Consider the following 25,103-nt stretch of genomic DNA (forward strand, 5'->3'; position numbering starts at 1 on the left):
TTCTTTTCACCTCATTATTCATGACCGTATTATTATTCGGTATACCATGTGATTTTTTTGACTTCCGCTGATATATCTGAACTTTTATCTTCTAGATCGAAGTGAGTGAATTCAAATCTTCCGTGTTCAGTTGGATAAAGAACATCCGGGAAAACATAAATCTCATTTGATAAAAATTCTTCTTCATTCCGGGATAGGGAGTATTCAACAAGAATAGAATTTATAGGTACTGTGGCATTACTTTTCACTTCACCTTTAATGACGATTTTTCCATCTTTATCATTTTCCACGTCAACAGAAACCAGTTCTATTGCATCGTTTTTGTTTATCTGATTTTCTTTATATGCTGTATCCATCGCTTGTTCCAGTCGCTCATTAATAGCTGATTCAAACGATAGCTTTTCTTTATTGATATTTGTCAGCAAGCTTTGTAGTTTTTCGGAATCTGGAGCATATTTTAAACCGTCTTCCGTAATCAATAATGCATCATTAAACTGCTTGTCATTCAATGCTTCACTTGCTTTTGAAAAGGTGTAATCAACCAGTTGTTCTCTTAATTGTAAAGCAATTTCATTTGCGTCAGGATGTTTTATTTCTTCCGCTTCCCAAATCAATATTCTAATTTCATCGATAGAAGGTGTCTGAGATAGTTTTGCCTGTAGCTCTTGAAGACGCACCAACGCCTGGAATTCATCAATTTTTTCTACCAGCGTACTTACAATTGAACCATGATAAGTGTTTAAGTTATTCTCTGCTTCGTGTATAAGTTCTAATGAATGATTATAATCTTCATTTTCTAAAGTTTGTTTAGCTTTATCCAACTGCTCTTCAATTCTTAGAGCATCTTTTGAGAATCGTAGGGCAATTTGAGCTTGGGTAAAGTCTTTTCTATGCTGAAGGGATTCTTGCAGCAATTCACCTGCTTTTTTATATTCCTCTTCAAGTAAAAGATTTTCAGCCTCATTATATAACTCCATTGCTTTTGCGGATTGATTATTTAAATAGAGATAAAAAACTCCAATAACTATAATTACAACAGCAACAGTAACAATAGGAAGAATCCACCACTTATTAAACTGTTTCGTATGAAGGCGTGATTCTATATCTGGGAGCGCCTTGCCACATTTTATACAATAGTGTTCATCCTGATTTACTTTAGTTCCACAATTCGGACAATAATACATGATATCACCTCCAACAATCTTTCATCATTTTATCACAATATACTTTATTTAGGAGAAAAAAATTGTTATGATAGAAGGGATGATAAGGTACATAGCATTAACTTTAATTAAAAATGTTTAATCATAACGTCTAGGGTGAGAGGGAGGATTTAAATGGAGACAATTTTTGCTGTAGTTCTTTTTGGAGTTCTTATTTTAAATATCGGATTTTGCATTTTGGATAATGAAAAATAGTCAATATAACAGGGCAGATCAACTAGTGACTGCCCTGTTTACTTTTATTATTCTGTACGTTCCCATTCGGTAAATGGGTAGATGATCAGTTCCGATTTACCGATTATTTCATCTCTGTGAATATAACCCAAACCATTCCTGCTATCCTTACTTATTGCACGGTTATCTCCCATAACAAAGTAACTGTTCTGAGGGACACGAATCGGGCCATACTCTCCTGTCTTACCACGGACTTCTTCGCTTAGAAACGTTTCTATATATCTTTCACCATTGATATATAATTCACTATTTCTTATTTCAATTATTTCTCCGGGTAATGCAATAATCCGTTTTACATAATTCTTATTTGGTTGCTGAATAATGATGATATCTCCACGCTTAGGCTCATCAATGAAGTAGACAATCTTATTAAAAATTAATCTCTCGCCATCTTCCAGTGTTGGTTCCATGCTATCTCCTTCAACTATAGACGTGGCGAAAATGAAGTTTTGTACAAAAAGTGCAATCACGATTGCAAGTACCATGGCTTTTAGCCACTGGATCCATTCATTTTTTTGTTTTGAAGCCAACTGATGCCACCCTTTTCTATTTCTCATTCATTTTTATACTAGCATATATGAAGGTCATAATCGATGATAATTACGTTAATTTATTCTATAGAATCATTTGTTTCTGTAAATTATGGGCAGAATTTCTTACCAGAATGTACTAGATTGCTCAAATAGAAACAAGAAATAAAGATAGAAACATCATGCGGAGCGTAAGACCTAAGTTAAAATATCCATGAAAGTGTTTGTTAAATTGCGCATAGTGCTTTTAAATGGGTGATTTATTTGAAAATTCAATGTAAATATCATATAATAAAAATGAAATATTAAATTTTCCTTTAATTTTGAACAAAAGTTCCGAAAATGTTCAAATAATTTCGATTAAAAAGAAGGAGAATTGGGTATAATAAAAATAGAATGTACAAAGGAGTGCGAAAAATGAGACCAAAACGTCTAAGTTTCGAACAACTAGTAAACCAAAATATTAGGGAATTACTAGATGATGAAAATAGTTTAAACCAGCTTGAAATGAGAATTGAGAAGAGGCATGAAGCTCTCACGCGGAAAAAACGTGATCAAGACGCTGAGTTCTACTCTAACGAAAGATAATATATAAAAAACGAAGGGAAGTGAATTCTTCCCTTCGTTTTTTATTTTATCCTGCTTTATCTATCATCGCAAGTTCTTTTTTACTATAAAGTTGAACGATGATTACTGCTCCGATGATACATAGCATTCCTATCATTTGAAAGATAGAGAATGGCTCTGTGAAGATGGTGATTCCTATCAAGGTTGCAACGACTGGTTCAATCGTTGTCAATATTGCAGCCTTAGATGCTTCTGTCTGATTTAATCCATAAGTATATACGATATATGCTACGGCAGTCGGCAATAAGCCTAAACCGAATGCATACATAAGTACCATAGGGTCCATCAACAATCCAGCTTTTTCTCTGTATGGAAAAAAGGGGATAAGAGCGATTGCTGCTGTTAGGAATGTAAATGTTGTGATCGAAAGACTGGAGTACTTTACTAATGCATATTTACTAAAGATACTATAAAGCGCGTATCCAATTCCTGAACCAATACCAAATATAATTGCTCCCACTTTAAAAGCATTTTTATCGAAGGGAATCAGCCCTACGACGAGACTAGTTCCGAATAAAGTAATGAAGAGAGAAAGGATTTTAACTCTCGTAAGGCTTTCCTTAAATAAAAAGAACGAAAAGATAGTTACAAACATTGGTCCGGTGTATAACAATGCCGTCGCAACTGGGATAGAAGAAATTTCAATAGCTGTGAACAAGCAATAGTTAAAGAATATAATACTGAAAATCCCAGTTCCAACAAAGTATTTAATATCAATAAGCTTATGTAGAGCAAGTTGTTTCGGTGCAGTAAGGAGTAAATATAGTACCAGGATCATTGCTGAACTCCATACTCTTAAGGTTACTACTTCCATTGGTGTAAAATTAAAGCCATAAAGATTTTTTACAAAGAACCCTATAGTCCCCCATAATGCCGCTCCAATTAGAATGCAAACAAAAGCTTTATTCAACTTGATCGCTGCCTTTCCAATAAGTTGTCTACTATTATAACATTATCAATTAATAAAAATGTATGGGAATGTTAAGAATTGGGAATAATTTAGAAGTAGAATGTTAAATTGTGGGTGGGGGTTCCTTTGATGGATGACTTCTTCACTAACTGGATTGTATTTCACCATCATTATATTTTTTTAATCGCTGGACTTTTATTTCTCGGTTGTGCGTTTGTATTGGCAAATCGATTGATAAAATGGGGCATGAAAACTGGTAGTGGATATCTGCTCAGCTTTGTCCTAGGTAGTCTTTTTTTTCTAAATCTCTTTTTCTTTATTTTAGTGATTGGAAATGAAGAAGCACAGGCAATAATATTTCTTCCATATCTATTGCAAATTATAGGTGTGTACGGTTTTCTATTAATTACTGTAAAAGGTTTTAAATCACTATATAAACGATTGATTAATAAAAAGGCGTGAACTTTGTTTCACGCCTTTTTAAATATGATTATTCAACTACTATCATACTAGGAGCTGAATCGGTGATCTTAATGCTTTTTCGTTGGTGGCCATTCCATTTTGCCAAGGGATGAAGGAGTATAGTAGGAAGATGAATAAGCGTGGCTCCTTTTCTGCCTAGTTACAGGCTTATAGTTGATATAAGGATACAATATACGCTTTGCCTGTGATAGTGACATCTTTGATTGGGGATTTCGATAGTTTTTATCTAATGACCCAAGATGTTCCAATTCCTTGAAGTCTTCTTTGGAAGGTGGGATGTGAAAATAATAATTAGCTACTTTTACAAGTAGAGTTGAATGTTGATTACTATATTTTGGCCTATCTGAGAAATGTAGTCCTATTTTTTCTGCGTGTTTCTCCCTCAGTAGTTTATTGATTGCTTCCTTTTTAATATAATATAAATGTTGTGGCTCAGGCGCTGTTTTTGCGTGCCGGTTTACTGTAAATATGGCTTGTGCTATTTCTTGCAGATCTATATCAGCACTCATATAGTCACTCCTTGCTTCACCTCTAATATAATTCTATCGTACCTTAAAGAAAGCGTTTAATCAATGGTAGAAATAGAATACTGATAAAATGAATTTAGGCTAATTGATTTCTTTTGTAGTTCCGCAGCCCCCCGATACACCTTCGCTTTCCGTGGGTGGCTGATAAGCCTCCGACGCACAGGATGTGCTAGTGCAGACGTTGCCACACGACGTGGCGTTCTTAGTCTGCCTCAGGCGTAAGCGCCTTGTGGGGTCTCACCAGCCTAGCGCTCCCACTGGAGTCTTCGGTGTATCGGGGGGCTGCTTTGAGCAAAACTTTTTGTGGAGCATTGAATAAAGTAATATATCGTTTACAATTATGCTTCAATGGACTTCATGTACGGAGCAATCCAGATAACTCGGAATCCTGTAAAAGTGGAGGTTAGAATGAGACCCCGTCCTGTGGCAATGTCTGGGGCTGAGATTCCTCGTCCTACCAAAAAGATTTACACTACCATTTCATTTACATCTGAGGCAACTTGCCGTCTGCGGAAAGAGAAGGGGCCTTGGACTACGGATTACAGCTAAAGGTTTTTCTTCTCAGTTCAGTATGTTAGCAATTTATATCGATTACTGTTGTTTTATTAAAAAATGGAAAGAAAAAAAGCATTTGTAGAAAATGCTTTTAGATGATGTTAATCATTATATATTTTTTTGATGTCGTTTAGGATTGTATCCATACTTTCAGATTTAACCCCGTCATAATGTTTTATAACTGTACCTTCAGGATTGACTAAATAGAATCTGGTTCCATGGGTCACTTGATCACTTTCTTCAGGTGCTTCGATTAAAGGGCTCTTAAAGTTTTTGATGGAAATCTCTTTAATGGTGTCGAAGTCATAACCTGTTAAGAAGTTCCAATTACTGAAATCAGCCTCATAACTTTCTCCATACTCTTTTAATACCTCTGGAGTGTCATAATTCGGATCAACAGTGAATGAAACTAATTGTATATCATCAAATCCTTCTTCAGCTAAACTATCCTGAAGAGTTTTCATATTATATGTCATTGGAAGACAGACAGTAGTACAGTTCGTAAAGACCATATCTGCAATCCAATAATTTCCCTTTAAGTCTTCGAGGCTGAATGGTTCATTGTCCTGATTCGTAAACTCAAAATCAATCATATCTTCGTTCATGTTTGTTTCAATTGCTTCCCCACAGCCGACTAGGAAAAGGGAGAGTGCCACGAATAATAGCAAGCGTTTCATGAAAGACAATCTTCCTTTCTGTATATATATAGCTCTGTATATTAAGTATAACACTTATCGAAAGAAGATTTTACTGGAGAGACCGTTCTTCATGTGAAAGCTTTATGACATTTTCGCATGTAGTGTATATTCGTGGATTTCTGGTTTACAAAATAACCTGTAGGGGAGTCTTGTCGTGCCGATTCCAGCATTTACGTAAAGCTCTAACTTATTATTTATAACATATTTACCGAGCACATACTTTTCAGCATAAAGAGGAGTGTATAAATGTCCAATGATTGGAAGTCGGACTTGCCCGCCGTGACTATGACCTGATAATTGTACATCAATTGGATAATGGACAGCCTCATCGGCAAAATCAGGTTCGTGGGCTAATAAAATGGTGAATAAATCAGGATTTGCTTGATGAAGTGCTGCTTGCAAATCTGGTTTACCAAGCATCATATCATCTATGCCAGCTAAAATAAGGGATTGATTTTGCTCGCTAATTTTAACGTGGCTGTTTTGCAGCAGTTTGAATCCCGAGCTTTCCATAATTGAGAATAAAGTTTCAGTCCCATATCCGCCATGATCGTGATTTCCGTAAATCCAATATTTACCCAAGGGGGCCTCTAATGGCTGAAGTGCATTAATGATTTCTGTATGATTATGGTCCTCCAAGTATTTTGGATTATCGATTAAATCACCAGTAAATACAATGATATCCGGGTTTCGGCTATTCATTAGATTTACAAGTTTTTTTAAATCCTTTACCGAATAATTAAAACCGAGATGGGTATCGGAAAATTGGAGGATTTTCTTGTTGTGAAACACAGAAGGTAGTTTATTGGAAAGTATTGCTTCTTTTCTTATCTCAAGGCTGGAGGGTTCAATTTCCCTACCGTAATAAATCGTCCCACCACTCAACCCTAATAAAGCCAGAGTAAAGGCACCAGCTCTTTTTAAAAAGGCGCGTCGGTTCATCTTGGTCAAACCTTTCTACAACAATCTTGACATAAAAAGTCAATGTTACCTAACGATTATAGCATGGATAATTAAAAACCGCGTATAGGAATGATCATTTTTTAAAATAACTTTTGAAGTGTTGTTATAATCTAAATTATCAGTTAAATTATTGACATTTAACCTAGAAACCGATATACTTTAGTCGAGTAAAGTGTAACGGTTTTTAAAACTCCTCAACGACAGGGTTGTAGAAGGAATGTATTCTATCTGGGGGACAGGGTATCCATTTTAATCTATTTGTTGATATATTTGAATTCAGCTTCAATATAAGTTTAATTATTCGTTAATTTGGGTATAGGAGAAAGTCAGTGTAATCCTTGCTTTGTATTTCTATAAAGTAAATGCTTCGAGTAAAGTATTCTTGAAGTAAATCCCGATTTAAAAGAAATACTTTTGGTAAAAATAGCCTTCACCATCATTAATAGGTATAATGATCATTGGGAAACTTGTACTATAGTCTAATTTACTACACGTTAGCTTAATTGGTACATATGCTCATAGTATAAGGAAATTTTTTTGATTAAAGAATTGTTGTCCGTGCAAATGTCCGTTGATTTGCACATCTCCACGATCCAGACTTCGTAATACCCATCACTTCTGTTACAATAGTTATAGATGACTGCTTAAAAAATAATAAATGGAATGAAATGGCAAGTTAATTTGTATCATACAAAGGACAAGATATAGGAAGCAACCCGATTAAAAATTTCGTTGTTTATTTTAATAAGGGGGTAATGTTGTTGAGTACTATGCAAGAAAGAGAAATACAGAATATCCTAGTAGAAGAATTAATGATCTCTTCAGAAAAGGTAGCTCACGTTCAACTAAACAATCCTTTAGAACATGCGTTGCTTGTATTGGTTAAATCAGGATACGCTGCAGTACCTGTACTGGATTCATCGTATAAGTTAGTTGGTATTATTGGAAAGACAGTAATTTTAAATGAGATATTGGGCCTCGAGCGCTTTGAAATTGAAAAGCTTTCTGATATGCGTGTACATGAAGTTATGAAGAGCGATATCCCTCGTATTACCAAGGAACATACATTATTGGATGGTCTAAATGCATTAATTGATCATGCATTTGTTTGTGTAGTCGATGAGGATGGCTACTTTGACGGAATATTAACTCGCAGAGCAATTTTAAAAGAGTTAAAGAAAGATTATTATATTAAAAATTACAAAAAATGAGTAGGTGTCCCTAACAGGACTTTTGTGAGACATAGGATTAATCCTATGTCTCATTTTTATTTTAAAAAATTTACCATAAAAATGAATTTATTATAGCTATTTATTTCGGTTTCCGTTATATTAATATATACTGATAATTTTGAAGGGGGAATTAAATGAAAACTTTTAAACGATTAAAAGAATTTTATTGGCCTCATAAGCACTACTTTCTATGGTCATTATTCTTCTTAATCATCCTTACCTGTATTACCGTTGCTTATCCGATTATTCTGCAAATAACCATTGATGAAGTTGTCATGCAAAATCAATATGAACTAATTATATATATTTCTTTCATATTTTTCGGCTTAATGTTAATTAAGGGAATCTCCACATTTTCATTTCAATATTTAAGTGAACTGTTTGGCATGACGTCTGTTTATCATTTGCGTAATGCTTTGTACCATAAACTGCAGGTTCTATCCTTTAAATACTACGATAATTCAAAAACAGGGGATATCATGTCGAGAATGACGGCCGATGTAGAAGGTTTTCGTTTCTTCTTATCTGCGGGGTTTGCAGAGTTGATCCGAATCATCCTTTTAATAGGTGTCAGTTTAAGTGTTATGTTTTATTACTCCATTCCGCTTGCAGTTGTAACGATGCTAGCGATGCCTTTCCTAGGGATGATTGTCTTTCGATTTGATAAACAGGTCCACCCTGCCTTCCGAAGTGTAAGAAAATCTTTTGGAAAATTGAATACAAGAGTGCAGGAGAATATTAGTGGAATGAATACCGTTAAGTCACTATCACGTGAAGACTTTGAGATTGGAAGATTTTCTTCTAGCAATGATGACTACCGACAGAATTACTTGAATACGGCTAAGTTATGGGCTAAATACTTTCCGTTAATGGAGTTTATCGGAAATATCGCAGTGGTGTCTCTGTTAGGTTTTGGTGGATATCTTGTCATCACAGAACGGTTGGCTTTAGGAGAGTTAGTCGCATTCTTCAGTCTTGTTTGGTATATACTTGGACCACTTATGAACCTTGGCTTCGTTGTGAATATGTTCTCGCAAGCTAAAGCGTCTGGAGAACGATTAATTGAAATTTTAGATAGAGAAGAGGACATCCTGGAAAATGAGCATGCCATTGATCGTCCAATTAAAGGCCATGTGACATTTAAAAATGTAACACTCCAATATGTAGAAGATGACGATGCAGCTTTAAAAAATATCAGTTTTGATGCTCCCCCTGGGAAAGTCATCGGATTGATTGGTGCTACAGGTTCCGGAAAAACAAGTATTACACAGCTGATCACTAGGTTCTACGAAGCAGAAGCTGGAGAAGTGCTTGTTGATGGTCTGCATGTTTCTGACTATAAACTTAAAACACTTCGGAGTCATATTGGTTTTGTTCTTCAGGAACCGTTTTTATTTTCCACATCAATACGTGAAAATATTGCTTATGGAAGGCCAGAAGTGACAGATGAACAAGTGCTTGCTGCTGCCAAACGTGCGCAAGCCCATGATTTTATTATGAAATTACCAAAGGGATACGATACGTTATTGGGAGAAAGAGGGATGGGGTTGTCTGGTGGTCAAAAGCAACGCATTGCTATTGCCCGTGCACTCTGTATCGACCCAAGCATATTAATCCTTGATGATGCCACTTCGGCTGTAGATATGGAAACTGAATTTAAGATCCAATCAGCTTTAAAAGAAGTGATGAACGGCAGAACATCATTTATCATTGCACACCGTATTTCATCCATTAAACATGCAGATGAGATATTAGTATTGGATAAGGGGGAAATAAAAGAACGTGGTAATCATGCTGAGTTATTGGAATTGAATGGAATCTATCGAAGAATATATGATATCCAATACCAAGATCGGGAAGAAATTATGGAAACTGTAAGTCATTAGGAGGAGGGGGAAAGATGTCCAACGCGAAAGTTGAGAAAAAGAGTTATTTAACTCGGTTTCATTACACGGTGGAACAGGTAATAGAAAAGCCTTTCAACTGGAAGCAGATGTTAAGGTTATTAACTTATCTAAAGCCATATTCGAAAAGCTATCTGCCGGCCGCAATCATCGCAATGCTTGTTTCGATGATTGTTCGTCTAACAGTTCCCGTATTAATTGGTAAAGTGGCGATAGATATTGCCATCTTTAATAAAGATACGAGTTTGTTGACTTGGCTCGTTGTGCTGATAGGTGTCTTATATGTATTAAACTATGTTGCAAATACTCTCCGAATTAGGTGGGTAAACAAACTTGGACAAAATGTCATTTATGATCTGCGGCATCATTTGTTCTCTCATGTACAACGGCTTTCGCATCGATTTTTCGATAATCGTTCAGCGGGATCCATACTAGTAAGAATTTTAAATGATATCAACTCTTTGCAGGAGCTGTTCACAAGTGGAATTATTAATTTATTAATGGATACACTTACGCTTGTTGGTATCATGGTCATCTTGTTTGTATTGAGTCCACAATTGGCTATTGCTGTTTTAATTGTAGTGCCAATTATGTTTTATATCTCAACAAGACTTAGAAGAAACATCCGACGTTCTTGGCAAGAAGTGCGTATTAATCAATCCAGAATGAACTCTCACCTAAATGAGGGGATACAAGGGATGAGAATAACCCAGTCCTTTTCTCAGGAAAATGAAAATGCAGAGTTCTTTGATGGAGTGAATAAAGGTTACTTTCATAGTTTTAGAAATGCAGCGAAGAAAAGTGCTTATTTCCGTCCATTTGTTGATATCAGCGATGCAGTAGGTACGATTATTTTAATTGCATTTGGTTCATATCTCATCTTGAAAGGTGAAGAAAACGGTGGGATTGCCATTGGGACTTTTGTGACCTTTGCTACTTTCACAGGAATGTTTTGGGAGCCCATTTCACGGTTAGGCCAAATGTATACTCAACTGTTGATGGCGATGGCATCGTCGGAGAGGATTTTTGAATTCCTTGATGAACAACCAAATGTCAAGGAAAAAAAGAATGCTCACCGTTTTGATGAAATGGAGGGACATATTGTTTTTGATAAGGTGCAATTTTCTTATGACAATGACCGGATTGCCCTCCATGATATATCGTTAAATATTAAAGCCGGTGAAACTATCGCGTTAGTGGGGCATACCGGTAGCGGGAAATCCACCATTGCGAATTTAATCAGCCGTTTTTATGATCCGACAAAAGGCTCGGTAAAGATTGATGGCAAGAATCTCTTAGATGTGGAGCTGGCAAGCTTACGAGAAAAAATTAGTGTTGTGTTACAGGATACATTTATCTTCTCGGGAACAATCATGGAAAATATTCGGTTCGGCCGGCCTAATGCAAGCGACGATGAAGTTATGGAAGCTGCTAAAGTTGTTGGTGCAGATGATTTTATAAAGCGGCTTTCCAATGGTTATTTTACAGAAGTAGAAGAGCGGGGGAACATTCTCTCAGCTGGAGAGCGTCAATTGTTATCTTTTGCAAGGGCGTTACTCGCCAATCCGCGTATCATTATATTAGATGAGGCAACAGCAAGTATTGATACCGAATCGGAAATAAAGATACAAAAAGCTTTGAAACGATTATTGAAGGGAAGAACATCCATCATCATCGCACATAGACTTTCCACGATCCGTGAAGCAGATAAAATTTTTGTGCTCGAAAATGGTAAAATATTAGAAAGTGGCAACCATCGATCTTTACTTGATAAAAAAGGCAAGTACTATGAATTAGTAAAATCCCAATTTACTATGCTTGATGCTAAATAGAGAAGGCGGGTGATTTCAAAATGAAATTACCCGTCTTTACTATTTTAAAAAATTTATTGTTATACGACCCAATATCCACTATTCACTAAATCAGCAGTTTGTTAAAAGTGAATCTATAATTATTTTGTTATTCGTCGCTTAAAAAGATATACTATTTTACATAAGATTCTGGAGGGATAGAGATGAGTAAAGATTTTGCGGTAATTGGTCTTGGGAGGTTCGGTGGTAGCATTTGTCGTGAGTTGAGCAAAGAAGGAAAACAAGTACTTGCGATCGATAGTGATGAAATGAAAGTAAATGAATTTAAAAATATTGTCTCTCACGCAGTCATCCTTGACTCAACCGATGAAGAGTCATTAAAGGAAATCGGCATTCAAAATTTTGAACATGTGATTGTTGCCATTGGAGAAAACCTTCAAGCAAGTATTTTGACAACAGTAATATTAACAGATTTAGGAGTAGAGAGAATAACCGTTAAGGCACAAAATGATTATCATGAAAAAATCTTGAGGAAACTTGGTGTCAATCGTATTGTCCATCCGGAGAGGGAAATGGGAAGAAGAATTGCTCACAATGTTATTTCCAACAATATCTTAGATTATCTCGATTTATCCGATGACCATAGTATTGTAGAAGTAAAAGCAGGAGTTAAAATGATAGGAAAGTCGTTACTGGAGTTAAATATACGCGCGAAGTATGGTTGCAATGTCGTTGCAATCAAAAGAGGGGAAGAGATTGAAGTCACGCCTAACCCGGAATATATTTTTGCACATGGAGATGTCCTCCTAGTAGTTGGAAAGGATAAAGACATCAATCGATTTGAAAGAAATCTTATTATTGATTAAATCAAAAAGCATTAGAAGTCAAAAATGACTACTAATGCTTTATTTGAATGCTTTATTTGAATTAAACTTCCATGATAATCGGCAATACCATAGGACGACGTTTTGTACGTTCGTATAAGAACGGTGCAATTGTATCTGTAATTTCATTCTTAATTTCGGACCATTGCGTCGTTTTCCGTTCCATTACCTTTGTTAGATGTTGTGTAACCAGTTCTTGAGCTTCTTTTATCAAGTCCTCGGACTCACGCATATATACGAAGCCGCGAGAAATAATATCAGGCCCAGCGGCAATCTTAAATTCTTTCATATTTATACTTACAACAACAATAACGAGTCCTTCTTCAGAAAGAATGCGGCGATCTCTAAGAACGATATTCCCGATGTCGCCAATTCCGCTGCCATCAATATAAATAGTGCCAGCAGGAATTTTTCCTGCTACCTCTGCTGTATCTTTGCCGAGCGCTAAAACATCCCCGTTATCGAGGGTAAAGCAGTTATCTAGTTCAACATCACAGTCAACTGCAAGTTTCACATGCTCCTTCAACATACGGTATTCACCGTGAATCGGCATGAAGTACTTAGGCTTCATTAAGCGAAGCATAAGTTTTTGTTCATCTTGGCTACCGTGTCCAGAGGTATGGACGTTGCTTAATTGTCCGTGTATTACTTCTGCTCCTGCACGGTAAAGTTTATTAATGATTCGGCCAACACTAATTGTATTTCCAGGGATTGGAGAAGAAGAAAATACAACTGTGTCACCAGGTATCAATTGGACTTGTTTGTGTGTACCATTCGCAATTCTAGAAAGTGCCGCCATCGCTTCCCCTTGGGATCCTGTACACAAGATGGTTACTTCATTAGCGGGAAGACGGTTAATTTGATTACTATCAACGAAGGTCTCTTTTGGTGCTTGAATATATCCAAGCTCCAGCCCTAAATTAATGGCATTTTCCATACTGCGGCCAAAAACAGCTACTTTTCTGTTGTGTTTCACAGCTGAATCAATGACTTGGCTCAATCGGAAAATATTCGAGGCAAAGGTAGCGAATATTAAACGCCCATCAACTCGGCTGAAAATATCGTTGATACTTTCACCAACGACTTTCTCAGACATGGTAAACCCTGGAACCTCACTGTTTGTACTATCTGATAACAAGCAAAGTACGCCTTCTTTACCTATTTCAGCCATTTTCGTAAGGTTAGCATGCTCTCCTACTGGAGTAAAGTCGAATTTATAATCTCCAGTATGGACAATATTCCCTGGAGGGGTTTTTACTACAATACCATAGGAATCAGGAATACTATGGGTAGTACGGAAAAAGCTTACAGAAGTTTTACGGAATTTAATAACATCATCTTCTTGAATCGTAATTAGCTTGGCATTTCTAAGCAAACCATGCTCTTCCAATTTGTTTCTTATCAAACCTAGAGCTAGTTTACCTCCATAAATCGGCACATTTATTTCACGCAACAAATAAGGGATTCCACCAATATGATCCTCATGTCCGTGTGTTATGAATAATCCTTTGATTTTATCTTGGTTTTGTACTAAATACGTATAGTCTGGAATGACATAATCAATCCCAAGAAGCTCGTCCTCTGGGAATTTAATTCCAGCATCGATGATAATGATTTCATCTTGAAATTGGACCGCATACGTATTTTTACCAATTTCACCGAGTCCGCCTAATGCAAAGACTGCGGTTTGGTCATTTTTAACAAACTTCATAATCAGACATTCTCCAATTTAAATTTCTCGGATTGTTTTTCATAATTTAGATGTGCCTCATCTAGTTCTTGGATGTATTCAATATTGTAATTTCGATCTTTTAGTTTATTGCGGACCTCTCGTACAGAGTCTGCTTCAATATATAAACTTTGTGTGCGTTCACGTACAGGTACTTCGTCTTCAAGTTCCTGATACAGTACTTTATATATCATATGATCTCTCCTAACAGTTTTTTTATTTCTTGGCGTTTCAAATAAGACATGCTGGGCGCACGGTTTTCGTGCGCTTAGCATGTACAAGTGATGTTATTTATCCTCCTGAATATTCCGTAGCATGCAAGAAGACTCTAGTTGATTCGGCTATAGAAATACAATTCTATTTATAAGTTGTAGGTACACGTCCTTTTTGACCTATAAAATCTTTCCAACGTTTCTTCAGCTTTTCTCTAAGGCGCTTTAACATGTTGACACACGTCTCCTTTCAAAAATTAAGAAAAGCAGCAAAAACATTTTTCCGATCCAATCCTCTTAAGTATATTATAGTACGAATGAGCAAAATTTGAAATGAAAATAGAGAAATAAAATTAAACGAGTTCTATTTTTCTTTATTATTTAACAGGAAAACCTTGGTATTGTTAAGTAAAATATTGGTTTCCTTTACGTTTGCTGCTTGCTAATTGTAGTTGTATTTTTTACCATTCACTATAATTTATGCATGAGCGCAAGGTAGTTTGCTTATGACTAATAAATGAAATTTGACTAGTGTAAGGGAGATTTCCAGGGAACGGTCTTTAATTTATCATGGGTGAAGATGATGAAACTGATCATCGATAAATTTTGTCAGAATAAAAAACCACTTGATTAATCAAGTGGTTTGGCGTTATCAGGGATATGAAATGGGTTTTCTTTATTAATATGATCATAGAACATGATTCCATTTAGATGATCAATTTCATGTTGAAAAACAATTGCTAAATAACCTTTTAATCGTAGTTTTACTGGATTATTGTCCATGTCGAAAGCTTTTACAGTAATTCTTGAGTATCGAGGAACATATCCTTCAATTTCACGGTCAACCGAAAGACAACCTTCACCTGTAGGTAAGAATGTCTTTTCTACGGAATGAGAGACGATTTTTGGGTTAACAAGTGCATATTCATGTACTTTCTCATTTTCATCTACGTAATAGACTGTGAACATCTGTTTTTCGACACCGAGTTGTGGCGCGGCGAGCCCTACACCTGCTCGTAATTTATATTTTTTTGCTATCTCTTCGTCCTGGCTATTTCTTAAGAAAGTAAGCATATCTTTCAAAAGTTGTTTTTCTTCTTCAGTAATAGGAATGTCGACTTGTTGAGCGACTTTTGTCAAGGAAGGGTGACCTTCACGAACAATATCCTTCATTGTAATCATATTTATTACTCCTTACTTTATTTTTTTCACGTACAACCAGAGGCACTTTGACCTTGAATTAGTCTGGTTGTTATAAACTATTTCTTGCTCTATCTTATCATATATGAAATAGTTATAGCATATCTTTTCTACTATATGGAATGTTTGAGTTTGGGCCTATCGAATTTAAGAGGCTTTATGATATACTCATTCCATAATTACGTTATGACTTTAGGAGGTAACAGTGGATGTCACGGAATAAAGTTTTACTTACAATTGGACTCTTCTTGATTATATTATCAGCGTGTAGTGGTGGAAGAGTAGAAGAACAAATACATTCCCATTTAGAGGAAACGGTCGTATTAGAACAGGAGTTTGAAGCTCAACAAAGTGATATCACGGAACTGGAAAAGCAGGAACAAGAAATCTATGCTCAAGTTATTGATTTAAGTATGGAAGAATTTGATGAGATTACCGAACTTTCACAGGAAGCGATTAAGATTATAGAGGAACGCAGTGAAAAAATTGACGCTGAACGAGAAAGTATTGTCAGTGCGAGAGAAGAGTTCGAGCAGATTGAAGGCCTCCTTGAAGATATTGAAGCAGAGAACGTACGAACTAAAGGGGAAGAAATGTATCAAACGATGGTTGCACGATATGACATTTATGACGAATTGTATGAAGCATATAAGGAATCCCTCAAACTAGAAAATGAACTTTATACGATGCTCCAAGAAGAAGGAGTAGAGCAACAGGAATTAAATGATCATATTGAGATGGTTAATGAAACATATGGAAAGATTTTGGACGCCAATGATGAATTTAATGAGCTGACGATAGAATACAATAACTTAAAGCAAGAATTCTATGAAGAGGCTGGTATAGAAGTAACCTTTGAAGGGGAAGATTAATAAGGACTTTATGCAATAAATATTTATTGCATAAAGTCCTTTTTGTTTAACAATTCTCCATAAATGGTATGGAGAGGTAAGGAGTGTTTTATCTGTACTAGTTATTATCGACTTTCTGTCATGAAACAGATACAGAAAAGAACGGTGTGTTACAACAGTAAAGAATGGTTAGGCTTACATGTTATATAATTCGCCTGAGTTAAAGTGTTTGACCTAAATGCGATTATGAGCTAGTATTTAGTAGTACACAGTTTGTACCAGTATTTTTTAGCGAAACTATATAACAGTTTCAAAAAAGGAGAACTGTGAAATAATATGGAAGAAGCAAATGGAAGTTCCCTGCTTCCAATCATAATAATCTATTTATAAGGAGAGGTGACCACCTTGAAACATGTATTAAAAGATGTGGAAAGCAAATTTGAAATGTTCCAGATTCTAAATGAAGATGGTGAAGTTGTTAATAAAGAGTTTATGCCGGATCTATCCGATGATGAGTTAAGAGAATTAATGCGTCGTATGGTATATACAAGAATTCTAGACCAACGTTCCATCGCTCTAAACCGTCAAGGAAGACTAGGTTTCTACGCACCAACGGCAGGACAAGAAGCTTCACAGTTAGGAAGTCATTTTGCTATTGAGAAAGAGGACTTCATCCTACCTGGCTACCGTGATGTGCCACAGCTAATTTGGCAAGGTCTGCCATTGTATCAAGCTTTCTTATTCTCTAAAGGACATTTTCATGGAAACCAATATACAGAGGAACTGCAAGCATTTGCTCCTCAAATTATTATCGGTGCACAATATGTACAAGCAGCCGGTGTTGCTTTAGGTATGAAGCTTCGTGGTAAGAAGAATGTTGCAATTACTTATACTGGTGATGGTGGAACATCTCAAGGGGATTTCTATGAAGGAATCAACTTTGCAGGTGCTTACCAAGCTCCGGCAATTTTCATCGTGCAGAATAACCGATTTGCTATTTCTGTACCAGTTGAAAAGCAAACTGCTGCAAAAACACTAGCACAGAAAGCTGTTGCTGCAGGAATTGAAGGTATTCAAGTTGATGGTATGGACGTGCTTGCAGTTTATGCGGCGACGAAGGATGCTCGTGATCGCGCAGTTAACGGTGAAGGTCCAACATTAATCGAGACAATGACCTATCGTTTCGGTCCACATACGATGTCAGGGGACGACCCGACTCGCTACCGTTCAGACGATCTTGATAAAGAATGGGAAAAGAAAGACCCACTTGTACGTTTCCGTAAATTCCTTGAAGGGAAAAAATTATGGAGCGAAGAAGATGAAAATAGAGTAATCGAAGAAGCGAAAGAGGATATTAAAGAAGCAATCAAGAAAGCTGACCAATATCCAAAACAAAAAGTTACTGATTTTATTAATTATATGAATGAAGAGCTCCCACTTAACTTACAGGAGCAGCTGAAAGAATATGAAGCAAAGGAGTCGAAATAAATCATGGCGCAAATGACAATGATTCAAGCAATTACAGATGCAATGCGTACTGAACTGAAAAATGATCCAAACGTACTTGTTTTCGGTGAAGACGTTGGACAAAATGGTGGAGTTTTCCGAGCGACAGAAGGTCTTCAAGCTGAGTTTGGAGAAGAGCGTGTATTTGACACCCCACTGGCTGAATCAGGTATCGGGGGGCTTGCAATTGGACTTGCCACTCAAGGATATCGTCCAGTCCCTGAAATTCAATTTTTCGGCTTCCTTTTTGAAGTAATGGATTCCATAGCTGGTCAGATGTCAAGAACACGTTTCCGTTCAGGTGGCACACATCACTCACCAATTACGGTTCGCGCTCCATTCGGTGGCGGTGTTCGTACACCAGAACTTCATGCGGACTCGTTAGAAGGATTGGTTGCACAGACACCAGGTCTTAAAGTTGTAATCCCATCTACTCCATATGAAGCAAAAGGGTTATTGATTTCTGCAATTCGTGATAATGATCCAGTTGTTTTCTTGGAGCATATGAAACTTTATCGTTCCTTCCGTGAAGAAGTACCAGAGGAAGAATATACGATTCCAATAGGAAAAGCAGCTGTGAAAAGAGAAGGTAAGGATGTTACATTGATTGCATACGGTGCAATGGTACATGCTGCCCTGAAAGCGGCGGATGAACTTGCCGAAGATGGAATTGAAGCTGAGGTTATCGATCTTCGTACAGTATCTCCGGTAGATTATGAGACAATCATCACTTCCGTTGAGAAGACAAATCGTGTAGTCGTTATACAAGAAGCGCAACGTCAAGCTGGAGTAGCAGCGGCTGTTGCGGCAGAAATCCAAGAAAGAGCTATTCTGCATTTAGAAGCGCCAGTGTTGCGTGTAACTGCACCAGACACTGTCTACCCATTTGCAGAAGCAGAAGAAGTATGGTTGCCAAACCATAAAGACATCGTTGAAAAAGTAAATCAAGTAATCAACTTCTAAAATTCGTACAGGAGGTAAAATAGTATGGCATTTGAATTTAAATTTCCAGACATCGGTGAAGGTATAGCTGAAGGCGAGATTGTCAAGTGGTTCGTTGCTGAAGGCGATGAAGTGAAAGAAGACGATGTTCTCGTTGAAGTGCAAAATGATAAAGCGGTAGTTGAAATTCCTTCTCCAGTAGATGGCACAATCAAAAAAATATATGTTCAAGAAGGGGAAGTAGCAAACGTAGGTAATGTGTTTGTTACGATTGACGCAGAAGGTTACGAGTCGGATGAAAGTGATGAAACTGAAGCGTCTAAAGAACCGGAAGAACAGAAAGAAGAAGTTCAAGAGAAGAAAGAAGCACAGTCAGCTGACAACCAAGAAGATAGCGAGACAAATCGTGTCATTGCTATGCCTTCTGTAAGGAAATATGCTCGTGAAAAAGAAGTTAATATTAAGGAAGTAACAGGAACAGGAAAAAATGGCCGAATTCTTAAAGAGGATATTGACGCTTTCTTAAGTGGTGATACTCAACCTGAGGCAGTAACTGAAGAAAAAGTTGAAGAAACTGTAACAACAGCTGAAAAAGAAATCGTTGCACCACAAGGAGCATATCCAGAAACTCGTGAAAAAATGTCATCCATCCGAAAAGCAATTGCTAAAGCAATGGTCAATTCGAAAACAAAAGCACCACATGTTACGTTAATGGACGAAATCGATGTTACAGAACTTGTTGCGCATCGTAAGAAATTCAAAGCTATTGCTGCGGAACAAGATGTGAAACTAACTTATCTTCCATATGTAGTGAAAGCATTGATTTCTGCGTCTAAAAAATATCCGATTATTAATTCTTCAATCGATGAAGAGACGGATGAAATTGTCCAGAAGCATTACTATAACATTGGAATTGCTGCAGACACGGACAGAGGATTACTCGTACCTGTTGTTAAGGATGCAGACAGAAAATCTATCTTTGAAATCTCAGCAGAAATCAACTCCTTGGCAGAAAAAGCTAGAGATGGTAAACTGAAACCTGAAGAGATGTCAGGAGCCTCAAACACGATTTCGAATATTGGTTCTGCTGGTGGTCAATGGTTCACACCAGTACTCAACTATCCTGAGGCGGTAATTTTAGGAATTGGTAGAATTGCTGAGAAGCCAATTGTCCGTAATGGAGAAGTTGTTGTTGCTCCAGTACTTGCGTTATCTTTAAGCTTTGATCATCGTATCGTTGATGGTGCAACCGCACAACTTGCAATGAACCAAATTAAACGGATACTACATGATCCACAATTAATAATGATGGAGGCGTAAGAATATGGTAGTAGGAGATTTTCCAGTAGAAGTAGACACACTTGTTGTAGGAGCTGGTCCTGGAGGATACGTTGCTGCAATCCGTGCTGCACAGCTTGGTCAAAAAGTAACTATCGTTGACAAAGGTGCTTTAGGCGGAGTTTGCTTGAACGTAGGATGTATTCCTTCTAAAGCTTTAATTTCTGCAGGACATAAAGCTGCAGAAGCCCAAGGGATTGATGAACTTGGTATAAAAGCAGAGAATGTTTCCGTTGATTTCTCCAAAGTTCAAGAATGGAAAGATTCTATCGTAAATAAACTTACTTCCGGTGTTGAAGGCTTACTGAAAGGTAATAAGGTGGACATCGTAAGTGGCGAAGCTTACTTCGTAGATGCCAATACTGCTAAAGTAATGGATGATAAAAGCTCGCAGACTTATAAATTCAAAAACTGTATTATCGCGACTGGTTCAAGTCCAATCGAAATCCCGAGCTTTAAGTTTTCTGAGCGTGTTTTAGATTCAACAGGTGCTCTGAATTTGAAAGAAGTTCCTGAGAAGCTTGTTGTTATTGGCGGCGGGTACGTTGGAAGTGAACTCGGATCTGTGTATGCGAATTTTGGTACTGAAGTAACTTTCCTAGAAGGAACGAAAGATATTCTAGGTGGATTCGAAAAACAAATGACACAACTTGTGAAGAAACGCCTTAAGAAAAAAGGTGCAACAATTGTTACAGAAGCGATGGCAAAAGGTGTAGAGGAAACAAAAAATGGTGTGAAAGTAACGTATGAAGTTAAAGGTAAGGAAGAAACTGTTGAAGCTGATTACGTACTTGTCACTGTGGGACGCAGACCAAACACTTCAGAAATCGGCTTAGAACAAGTTGGTATTGAACTTGACGATAGAGGTCTTATCAAGACTGACAAACAATGCCGTACTTCTGTTGATAATATCTACGCAATCGGTGATGTTACAGCAGGACCTCAGCTTGCCCACAAAGCTTCTTATGAAGGTAAAATTGCAGCAGAAGCAATCAGCGGTGAGAAATCTGAGATTGACTATATCGGTATTCCAGCAGTTGCCTTTACAGATCCAGAGCTAGCGACAGTTGGTTTGACTGAACAAGAAGCAAAAGATAAAGGATACAAAGTTAAAGTAGGTAAATTCCCATTCGGCGCAAATGGACGTGCTCTATCACTAGGCAGCACGGATGGTTTCTTGAAACTGATCACACGTGAAGAAGATGGACTTGTACTTGGCGGTCAAATCGCTGGTCCTAATGCGAGTGACATGATTTCAGAAATCGCCCTTGCTGTTGAGGCCGGCATGACTGCAGAAGACATTGCGCTAACGATTCACCCACACCCAACATTAGGTGAAATCACAATGGAAGCAGCAGAAGTTGCGCTCGGAAAACCAATTCATATGTTATAAAATAGTTTTTAAAATGGTGGCTATATATATTAGCCGCCATTTTTTTATGACAGTTTAGTAGTTTGATATGGCTTTTCATTGTCATCATATTTTATCACTACTATAATTGAAGCAAATAGACACCAGGAGGATGCAAAATGAGAAAATTCATCATCATCACACTTATTGCAATGCTTTTTATCTCAGCGTGTAACGGTGAAAATGAGCAAGAGGAAACAGTTAAAAATAGTTCTAAGGAGCATGAGTCGGAAGAACAGGAAGAGGAGATGCCGGCTGAGGACGCTGTTCAGGGTACTGAGGGTGCATCAATAGACCCGGAATATTATATTTCAGATGATGCGACAGTCGTCCCTATAACAAAAGATGTCAATGAAAAAGTTGTACTTTTAACGTTTGATGATGGGCCTCACACCTATTCATTGGAAATAGCTGAAACTTTGAAGAAGTTGGATGCCAATGCAATATTCTTTGTAAATGGACATTATCTTGATACTCCAGAAGAGGAGGAAGCACTGAAACAACTTCACGAAATGGGGTTTTTAATAGGAAACCATACATATAATCATCCATTACTAACAGATATTTCAGAGGATGAGCAGCGTGAAGAAATCGTAAAACTAAGTGATCGAGTTGAAGAAATCATCGGGGAGAGACCTAAATTTTTCCGGGCACCAAATGGAATGAATACAGATTTTTCCGAGCAAGTTGCAGCTGAAGAAGAAATGGTGTTGATGAATTGGACTTACGGTTATGATTATTTTCAACCCTATATGGATGCCGATAAACTGGCAGAAGCCATGATAACAGGGGAAGGCCCTGAAGTTGGTGTTTCGTATTCTTTATTAAAGCCTGGAGCAAATTTATTGATGCACGATCGGGAGTGGACAAATGAAGCGCTTGAGCGAATTGTAAACGGGCTTCGAGAACAAGGCTATGAAATTGTGGATCCGAATCTCATTAGGTTGTTAAATGAGGAAAGTGAATGATTTCAATTTGTTAACATTTTAATACAGAGAAAGGGGAAAGTGAAGATGGTTTTTGAAACAAGAGTAACAAAACTGCTTGATATTAAGTACCCGATTATACAAGGAGGGCTGGCTTACCTAGCGTATGCTGATTTGGCTGCAGCAGTATCCAATGCAGGAGGGCTCGGTCAAATAACTGCGATGACTCTTCCTTCACCTGATGCGTTGAGGAAAGAAGTCAGGAAAGTAAGAACCTTGACAGACAAGCCGTTTGGAGTAAATTATGCGATAGGACAACATGGCAGACCGTTTGAAGAGATGGTGAATGTAGCTATAGAGGAACAGGTCCCTGCTATATCTGTTACAGGCGGGAATCCTAAAGGTGTACTTGACATGGTCCAAGGGCATAATATAAAGAAACTTGTGCTTGTTGCTGCTCGGAGACAAGCGGTAAAGGCAGAAGAGTTAGGGGCAGATGCCGTCATGGTCGTTGGTCAAGATGGAGGTGGACATTTGGGGCGAAGTGATGTTGGTACCCTTGTTCTTACTCCACAGGTAGTTGACTCTGTTTCCATACCTGTTATCGCCTCTGGAGGTATCGCAGATGGTAGAGGACTTATGGCTGCTTTCAGTTTGGGAGCAGAAGGAATAGAAATGGGAACGCGTTTTATTGCGACTAAAGAATGTCATGCACATGATAATTATAAACAAGCAATACTTGATGCTGATGAAAATAGTACGACTGTAATTAAGCGTTCCATTGGTGCGCCTGCCCGTGCTTTAATAGGACCATGGACAGATAAAATATTAGAAATAGAAGAAAAAAATCTTGGTTATGAGTCGTTAAAAGATTACATTAGCGGAAAATTCAATCAGAAATATATTCTTGAAGGAAACGATGCTGAAGGATTTGGTTGGGCAGGCCAGTCTGTTGCGAGAATCAATGAAATCCTTCCAGTCGAAGAATTAATTCAAATGATTATTCGAGAGGCAAATCAAATACGCGAAAAATGGGCTAAAGTTGAGGTGTAAAAATGAGTTATTCTTATCCTTTCGATGAATCCTGGTCTAAACAGGAAATCATCGATGTTGTTAATTTCTTTTCTTTAATTGAGAAGGCTTATGAACATCAGGTGTCGAGGGAAGATTTGTTGACGGTTTACCGCCGTTTTAAAGAAATCGTTCCATCGAAAAGTGAGGAAAAGCAGTTGTTTGCTGAGTTCAATAAATCCTCAGGCTACACACCATATCAAGTGATAAAGAAAGCAAGAGATTCTCAAAGTAAAACGATAAAAATGTAAAAGGGAAGCTGAATGCAGTTTCCCTTTTTAACGTTCTTTTAATGCCAATTGGTATAGTGGTATCAAATCGTCGTACGTTGACTTTACCGTATCTAATAGCTTCTCTCCATCTTTTATTCGCGCATCATCTTTATCCAAATTCCTTCCAATCAGGAACTCTGCTTTCTTCACATCACGAAAACGTTCTAGGTGTGAGTAATCTAAATCGCTCAGCGGGATGGAGTCTTTTTTCATGTGATCAAGGGATATTACAAAGTCTTCCGGAAGACTTTTGATGACGTCAAATTGTTCGATGAAAGCCTCTGCTATTTTACTTTTGTTTGGTAATTCGTAAATAAGTGCAAGCCAAATAAATAGGCGATCATCAAACAGACCAACTTGAAAATGCGGATGTTTTTTATAACCTCTCTTATTATCGCAGATAGCAAGCCAAGTATCGTTTGGTGGATTTACCGTTCTTCGGGCATGTTTCGCTATATGTAAATAAACTTCATTACCTAATTTCATGGAAAGGTCATCAGCAAGTTCTGTACCAATTTCTTGGAACTTTGGTTGAATTCTAGTTTGTATTGCTTCCATTCTTGCATCAAGACCATCTATTAAAAACGTATCGAAATCTTCTTTATTAAACCCCGTGAATTTCATTCTATCCATCCTTTCTACTAATTTATAATAATTATTATTAAGCTAATATGTTCATTTGTCAACGGATAGGCACTAAGTAAGAGTTCCATTTATGTTTAAATGGGCTTCATTTTGGGTAAAGCTATTTCTAAGAAGATAGCTAAAAAATAGACGAACTTCCTTCAAAAATATTCATAAACTAAAGTAAAGTCATACGTTAGCACTTAGAAAGGTGTGATGAAGGTGAAATATCTAATGCAGGCAATTGAAAAACAAGAAGCAAAATTAAAGTTACCGGTCATTCGAATGGAAATAGATTACGAACTAATGAATCTTTATGATGCCATGCAAGCGGAAGATAAGACGGGAATCATCAAGGCCAAACAACGACTTAGCGAACTGCGTCATCAATTAATTGAAATTACTGAGGATGAAGATGAGTAACTGCTAATAGGACTTCG

The 25,103-nt window shown here is 37.2% G+C and carries 25 protein-coding genes; 15 read left to right on the forward strand and 10 right to left on the reverse strand.

Features of this window, described 5'->3' with window-relative positions; all coding sequences use genetic code 11:
* Nucleotides 1-32: 32 nt before the first annotated feature.
* Together M3210_RS06220 and lepB are read right to left on the reverse strand one after the other, a co-directional pair.
* A complete protein-coding gene (locus M3210_RS06220) occupies nt 33-1,184 on the reverse strand; it encodes a zinc ribbon domain-containing protein (protein ID WP_251512510.1) in 1,152 nt (383 codons plus the stop codon).
* Nucleotides 1,185-1,465: 281 nt separating this feature from the next.
* Nucleotides 1,466-1,987: a signal peptidase I gene (gene lepB, locus M3210_RS06225; RefSeq protein WP_251512511.1), complete on the reverse strand. Its 522-nt coding sequence runs from the start codon at nt 1,985-1,987 to the stop codon at nt 1,466-1,468.
* 417 nt (nt 1,988-2,404) lie between these two features.
* On the opposite strand from lepB, the gene M3210_RS06230 reads away from it, so the two are divergent.
* Nucleotides 2,405-2,575 (forward strand): FbpB family small basic protein, encoded by a 171-nt coding sequence (locus M3210_RS06230; protein WP_251512512.1) that lies wholly within the window; start codon nt 2,405-2,407, stop codon nt 2,573-2,575.
* Between the two features lie 46 nt (nt 2,576-2,621).
* On the opposite strand, the gene M3210_RS06235 is transcribed toward M3210_RS06230, so the two are convergent.
* Nucleotides 2,622-3,524, reverse strand: coding sequence for a DMT family transporter (locus M3210_RS06235; protein WP_251512513.1), 903 nt, complete (start codon nt 3,522-3,524; stop codon nt 2,622-2,624).
* Between the two features lie 129 nt (nt 3,525-3,653).
* On the opposite strand from M3210_RS06235, the gene M3210_RS06240 reads away from it, so the two are divergent.
* The gene (locus M3210_RS06240) at nt 3,654-3,986 is read left to right on the forward strand and encodes a hypothetical protein (protein ID WP_251512514.1); all 333 of its coding nucleotides are present in this window, start codon (nt 3,654-3,656) and stop codon (nt 3,984-3,986) included.
* 68 nt (nt 3,987-4,054) lie between these two features.
* Here the strand turns inward: M3210_RS06240 and M3210_RS06245 are convergent, their stop codons facing one another.
* The 3 genes from M3210_RS06245 to M3210_RS06255 form a co-directional block, all read right to left on the reverse strand.
* On the reverse strand, nt 4,055-4,516 hold the full coding sequence (locus tag M3210_RS06245; RefSeq protein WP_251512515.1) for a YkyB family protein: 462 nt from the start codon (nt 4,514-4,516) through the stop codon (nt 4,055-4,057).
* A 674-nt stretch (nt 4,517-5,190) separates the two neighbouring features.
* Nucleotides 5,191-5,766: an SCO family protein gene (locus tag M3210_RS06250; protein ID WP_251512518.1), complete on the reverse strand. Its 576-nt coding sequence runs from the start codon at nt 5,764-5,766 to the stop codon at nt 5,191-5,193.
* A 102-nt stretch (nt 5,767-5,868) separates the two neighbouring features.
* Nucleotides 5,869-6,729 (reverse strand): metallophosphoesterase, encoded by an 861-nt coding sequence (locus M3210_RS06255; RefSeq protein ID WP_251512521.1) that lies wholly within the window; start codon nt 6,727-6,729, stop codon nt 5,869-5,871.
* Nucleotides 6,730-7,511: 782 nt separating this feature from the next.
* Between M3210_RS06255 and cbpB the strand changes: the two genes are divergently transcribed.
* From cbpB to M3210_RS06275, 4 genes are all read left to right on the forward strand, one after another.
* A complete protein-coding gene (cbpB, locus tag M3210_RS06260; protein ID WP_251512523.1) occupies nt 7,512-7,961 on the forward strand; it encodes a cyclic-di-AMP-binding protein CbpB in 450 nt (149 codons plus the stop codon).
* A gap of 155 nt (nt 7,962-8,116) precedes the next feature.
* On the forward strand, nt 8,117-9,868 hold the full coding sequence (locus tag M3210_RS06265; RefSeq protein ID WP_251512526.1) for an ABC transporter ATP-binding protein: 1,752 nt from the start codon (nt 8,117-8,119) through the stop codon (nt 9,866-9,868).
* 14 nt (nt 9,869-9,882) lie between these two features.
* Nucleotides 9,883-11,718: an ABC transporter ATP-binding protein gene (locus M3210_RS06270; protein ID WP_251512528.1), complete on the forward strand. Its 1,836-nt coding sequence runs from the start codon at nt 9,883-9,885 to the stop codon at nt 11,716-11,718.
* Between the two features lie 182 nt (nt 11,719-11,900).
* The gene (locus tag M3210_RS06275) at nt 11,901-12,563 is read left to right on the forward strand and encodes a potassium channel family protein (RefSeq protein WP_251512530.1); all 663 of its coding nucleotides are present in this window, start codon (nt 11,901-11,903) and stop codon (nt 12,561-12,563) included.
* 61 nt (nt 12,564-12,624) lie between these two features.
* On the opposite strand, the gene rnjA is transcribed toward M3210_RS06275, so the two are convergent.
* From rnjA to def, 3 genes are all read right to left on the reverse strand, one after another.
* Nucleotides 12,625-14,292: a ribonuclease J1 gene (rnjA, locus tag M3210_RS06280; RefSeq protein WP_251512531.1), complete on the reverse strand. Its 1,668-nt coding sequence runs from the start codon at nt 14,290-14,292 to the stop codon at nt 12,625-12,627.
* A gap of 2 nt (nt 14,293-14,294) precedes the next feature.
* On the reverse strand, nt 14,295-14,504 hold the full coding sequence (locus tag M3210_RS06285; protein ID WP_251512532.1) for a DNA-dependent RNA polymerase subunit epsilon: 210 nt from the start codon (nt 14,502-14,504) through the stop codon (nt 14,295-14,297).
* 648 nt (nt 14,505-15,152) lie between these two features.
* Entirely contained in the window at nt 15,153-15,704 is a 552-nt protein-coding gene (gene def / locus M3210_RS06290) for a peptide deformylase (RefSeq protein WP_251512533.1), read from the reverse strand.
* Nucleotides 15,705-15,931: 227 nt separating this feature from the next.
* On the opposite strand from def, the gene M3210_RS06295 reads away from it, so the two are divergent.
* The 8 genes from M3210_RS06295 (at nt 15,932) to M3210_RS06330 (ending at nt 24,018) form a co-directional block, all read left to right on the forward strand.
* Entirely contained in the window at nt 15,932-16,594 is a 663-nt protein-coding gene (locus M3210_RS06295; RefSeq protein WP_251512534.1) for a YkyA family protein, read from the forward strand.
* 423 nt (nt 16,595-17,017) lie between these two features.
* On the forward strand, nt 17,018-18,061 hold the full coding sequence (gene pdhA, locus M3210_RS06300; protein ID WP_251512638.1) for a pyruvate dehydrogenase (acetyl-transferring) E1 component subunit alpha: 1,044 nt from the start codon (nt 17,018-17,020) through the stop codon (nt 18,059-18,061).
* A gap of 3 nt (nt 18,062-18,064) precedes the next feature.
* Nucleotides 18,065-19,042: an alpha-ketoacid dehydrogenase subunit beta gene (locus M3210_RS06305; protein ID WP_251512535.1), complete on the forward strand. Its 978-nt coding sequence runs from the start codon at nt 18,065-18,067 to the stop codon at nt 19,040-19,042.
* Nucleotides 19,043-19,066: 24 nt separating this feature from the next.
* Nucleotides 19,067-20,341, forward strand: coding sequence for a dihydrolipoamide acetyltransferase family protein (locus tag M3210_RS06310; RefSeq protein WP_251512536.1), 1,275 nt, complete (start codon nt 19,067-19,069; stop codon nt 20,339-20,341).
* 4 nt (nt 20,342-20,345) lie between these two features.
* Nucleotides 20,346-21,752 carry a dihydrolipoyl dehydrogenase gene (gene lpdA, locus M3210_RS06315; protein ID WP_251512537.1) on the forward strand — a complete coding sequence of 469 codons (1,407 nt, stop codon included), beginning with the start codon at nt 20,346-20,348 and terminating at the stop codon, nt 21,750-21,752.
* A 137-nt stretch (nt 21,753-21,889) separates the two neighbouring features.
* Nucleotides 21,890-22,738 carry a polysaccharide deacetylase family protein gene (locus tag M3210_RS06320; RefSeq protein WP_251512538.1) on the forward strand — a complete coding sequence of 283 codons (849 nt, stop codon included), beginning with the start codon at nt 21,890-21,892 and terminating at the stop codon, nt 22,736-22,738.
* 45 nt (nt 22,739-22,783) lie between these two features.
* The gene (locus M3210_RS06325; RefSeq protein WP_251512539.1) at nt 22,784-23,749 is read left to right on the forward strand and encodes an NAD(P)H-dependent flavin oxidoreductase; all 966 of its coding nucleotides are present in this window, start codon (nt 22,784-22,786) and stop codon (nt 23,747-23,749) included.
* A gap of 2 nt (nt 23,750-23,751) precedes the next feature.
* The gene (locus M3210_RS06330; protein WP_251512540.1) at nt 23,752-24,018 is read left to right on the forward strand and encodes a UPF0223 family protein; all 267 of its coding nucleotides are present in this window, start codon (nt 23,752-23,754) and stop codon (nt 24,016-24,018) included.
* Nucleotides 24,019-24,045: 27 nt separating this feature from the next.
* On the opposite strand, the gene M3210_RS06335 is transcribed toward M3210_RS06330, so the two are convergent.
* Nucleotides 24,046-24,663 (reverse strand): YktB family protein, encoded by a 618-nt coding sequence (locus M3210_RS06335; RefSeq protein WP_251512541.1) that lies wholly within the window; start codon nt 24,661-24,663, stop codon nt 24,046-24,048.
* Between the two features lie 222 nt (nt 24,664-24,885).
* Here M3210_RS06335 and M3210_RS06340 point away from each other — a divergent pair, with 222 nt between their 5' ends.
* Nucleotides 24,886-25,086, forward strand: coding sequence for a YkzI domain-containing protein (locus M3210_RS06340; protein ID WP_251512542.1), 201 nt, complete (start codon nt 24,886-24,888; stop codon nt 25,084-25,086).
* Nucleotides 25,087-25,103 lie beyond the last annotated feature (17 nt).

Source organism: Oceanobacillus luteolus, assembly GCF_023715655.1.
In the GTDB taxonomy this organism is placed as follows: domain Bacteria; phylum Bacillota; class Bacilli; order Bacillales; family Amphibacillaceae; genus Oceanobacillus; species Oceanobacillus luteolus.

Bases quoted from the DNA above. Each gene is read 5' to 3' on its own strand.
- M3210_RS06240 (WP_251512514.1), top strand. From the start codon at position 3,654: ATGGATGACTTCTTCACTAACTGGATTGTATTTCACCATCATTATATT.
- M3210_RS06325 (WP_251512539.1), top strand. From the start codon at position 22,784: ATGGTTTTTGAAACAAGAGTAACAAAACTGCTTGATATTAAGTACCCG.
- M3210_RS06220 (WP_251512510.1), bottom strand. From the start codon at position 1,184: ATGTATTATTGTCCGAATTGTGGAACTAAAGTAAATCAGGATGAACAC.
- lpdA (WP_251512537.1), top strand. From the start codon at position 20,346: ATGGTAGTAGGAGATTTTCCAGTAGAAGTAGACACACTTGTTGTAGGA.
- pdhA (WP_251512638.1), top strand. From the start codon at position 17,018: ATGTTCCAGATTCTAAATGAAGATGGTGAAGTTGTTAATAAAGAGTTT.
- M3210_RS06270 (WP_251512528.1), top strand. From the start codon at position 9,883: ATGTCCAACGCGAAAGTTGAGAAAAAGAGTTATTTAACTCGGTTTCAT.
- M3210_RS06255 (WP_251512521.1), bottom strand. From the start codon at position 6,729: ATGAACCGACGCGCCTTTTTAAAAAGAGCTGGTGCCTTTACTCTGGCT.
- M3210_RS06335 (WP_251512541.1), bottom strand. From the start codon at position 24,663: ATGAAATTCACGGGGTTTAATAAAGAAGATTTCGATACGTTTTTAATA.
- M3210_RS06265 (WP_251512526.1), top strand. From the start codon at position 8,117: ATGAAAACTTTTAAACGATTAAAAGAATTTTATTGGCCTCATAAGCAC.
- M3210_RS06310 (WP_251512536.1), top strand. From the start codon at position 19,067: ATGGCATTTGAATTTAAATTTCCAGACATCGGTGAAGGTATAGCTGAA.
- M3210_RS06230 (WP_251512512.1), top strand. From the start codon at position 2,405: ATGAGACCAAAACGTCTAAGTTTCGAACAACTAGTAAACCAAAATATT.
- M3210_RS06295 (WP_251512534.1), top strand. From the start codon at position 15,932: ATGTCACGGAATAAAGTTTTACTTACAATTGGACTCTTCTTGATTATA.
- M3210_RS06245 (WP_251512515.1), bottom strand. From the start codon at position 4,516: ATGAGTGCTGATATAGATCTGCAAGAAATAGCACAAGCCATATTTACA.
- rnjA (WP_251512531.1), bottom strand. From the start codon at position 14,292: ATGAAGTTTGTTAAAAATGACCAAACCGCAGTCTTTGCATTAGGCGGA.
- M3210_RS06250 (WP_251512518.1), bottom strand. From the start codon at position 5,766: ATGAAACGCTTGCTATTATTCGTGGCACTCTCCCTTTTCCTAGTCGGC.
- def (WP_251512533.1), bottom strand. From the start codon at position 15,704: ATGATTACAATGAAGGATATTGTTCGTGAAGGTCACCCTTCCTTGACA.
- M3210_RS06330 (WP_251512540.1), top strand. From the start codon at position 23,752: ATGAGTTATTCTTATCCTTTCGATGAATCCTGGTCTAAACAGGAAATC.
- M3210_RS06285 (WP_251512532.1), bottom strand. From the start codon at position 14,504: ATGATATATAAAGTACTGTATCAGGAACTTGAAGACGAAGTACCTGTA.
- M3210_RS06320 (WP_251512538.1), top strand. From the start codon at position 21,890: ATGAGAAAATTCATCATCATCACACTTATTGCAATGCTTTTTATCTCA.
- M3210_RS06275 (WP_251512530.1), top strand. From the start codon at position 11,901: ATGAGTAAAGATTTTGCGGTAATTGGTCTTGGGAGGTTCGGTGGTAGC.
- M3210_RS06305 (WP_251512535.1), top strand. From the start codon at position 18,065: ATGGCGCAAATGACAATGATTCAAGCAATTACAGATGCAATGCGTACT.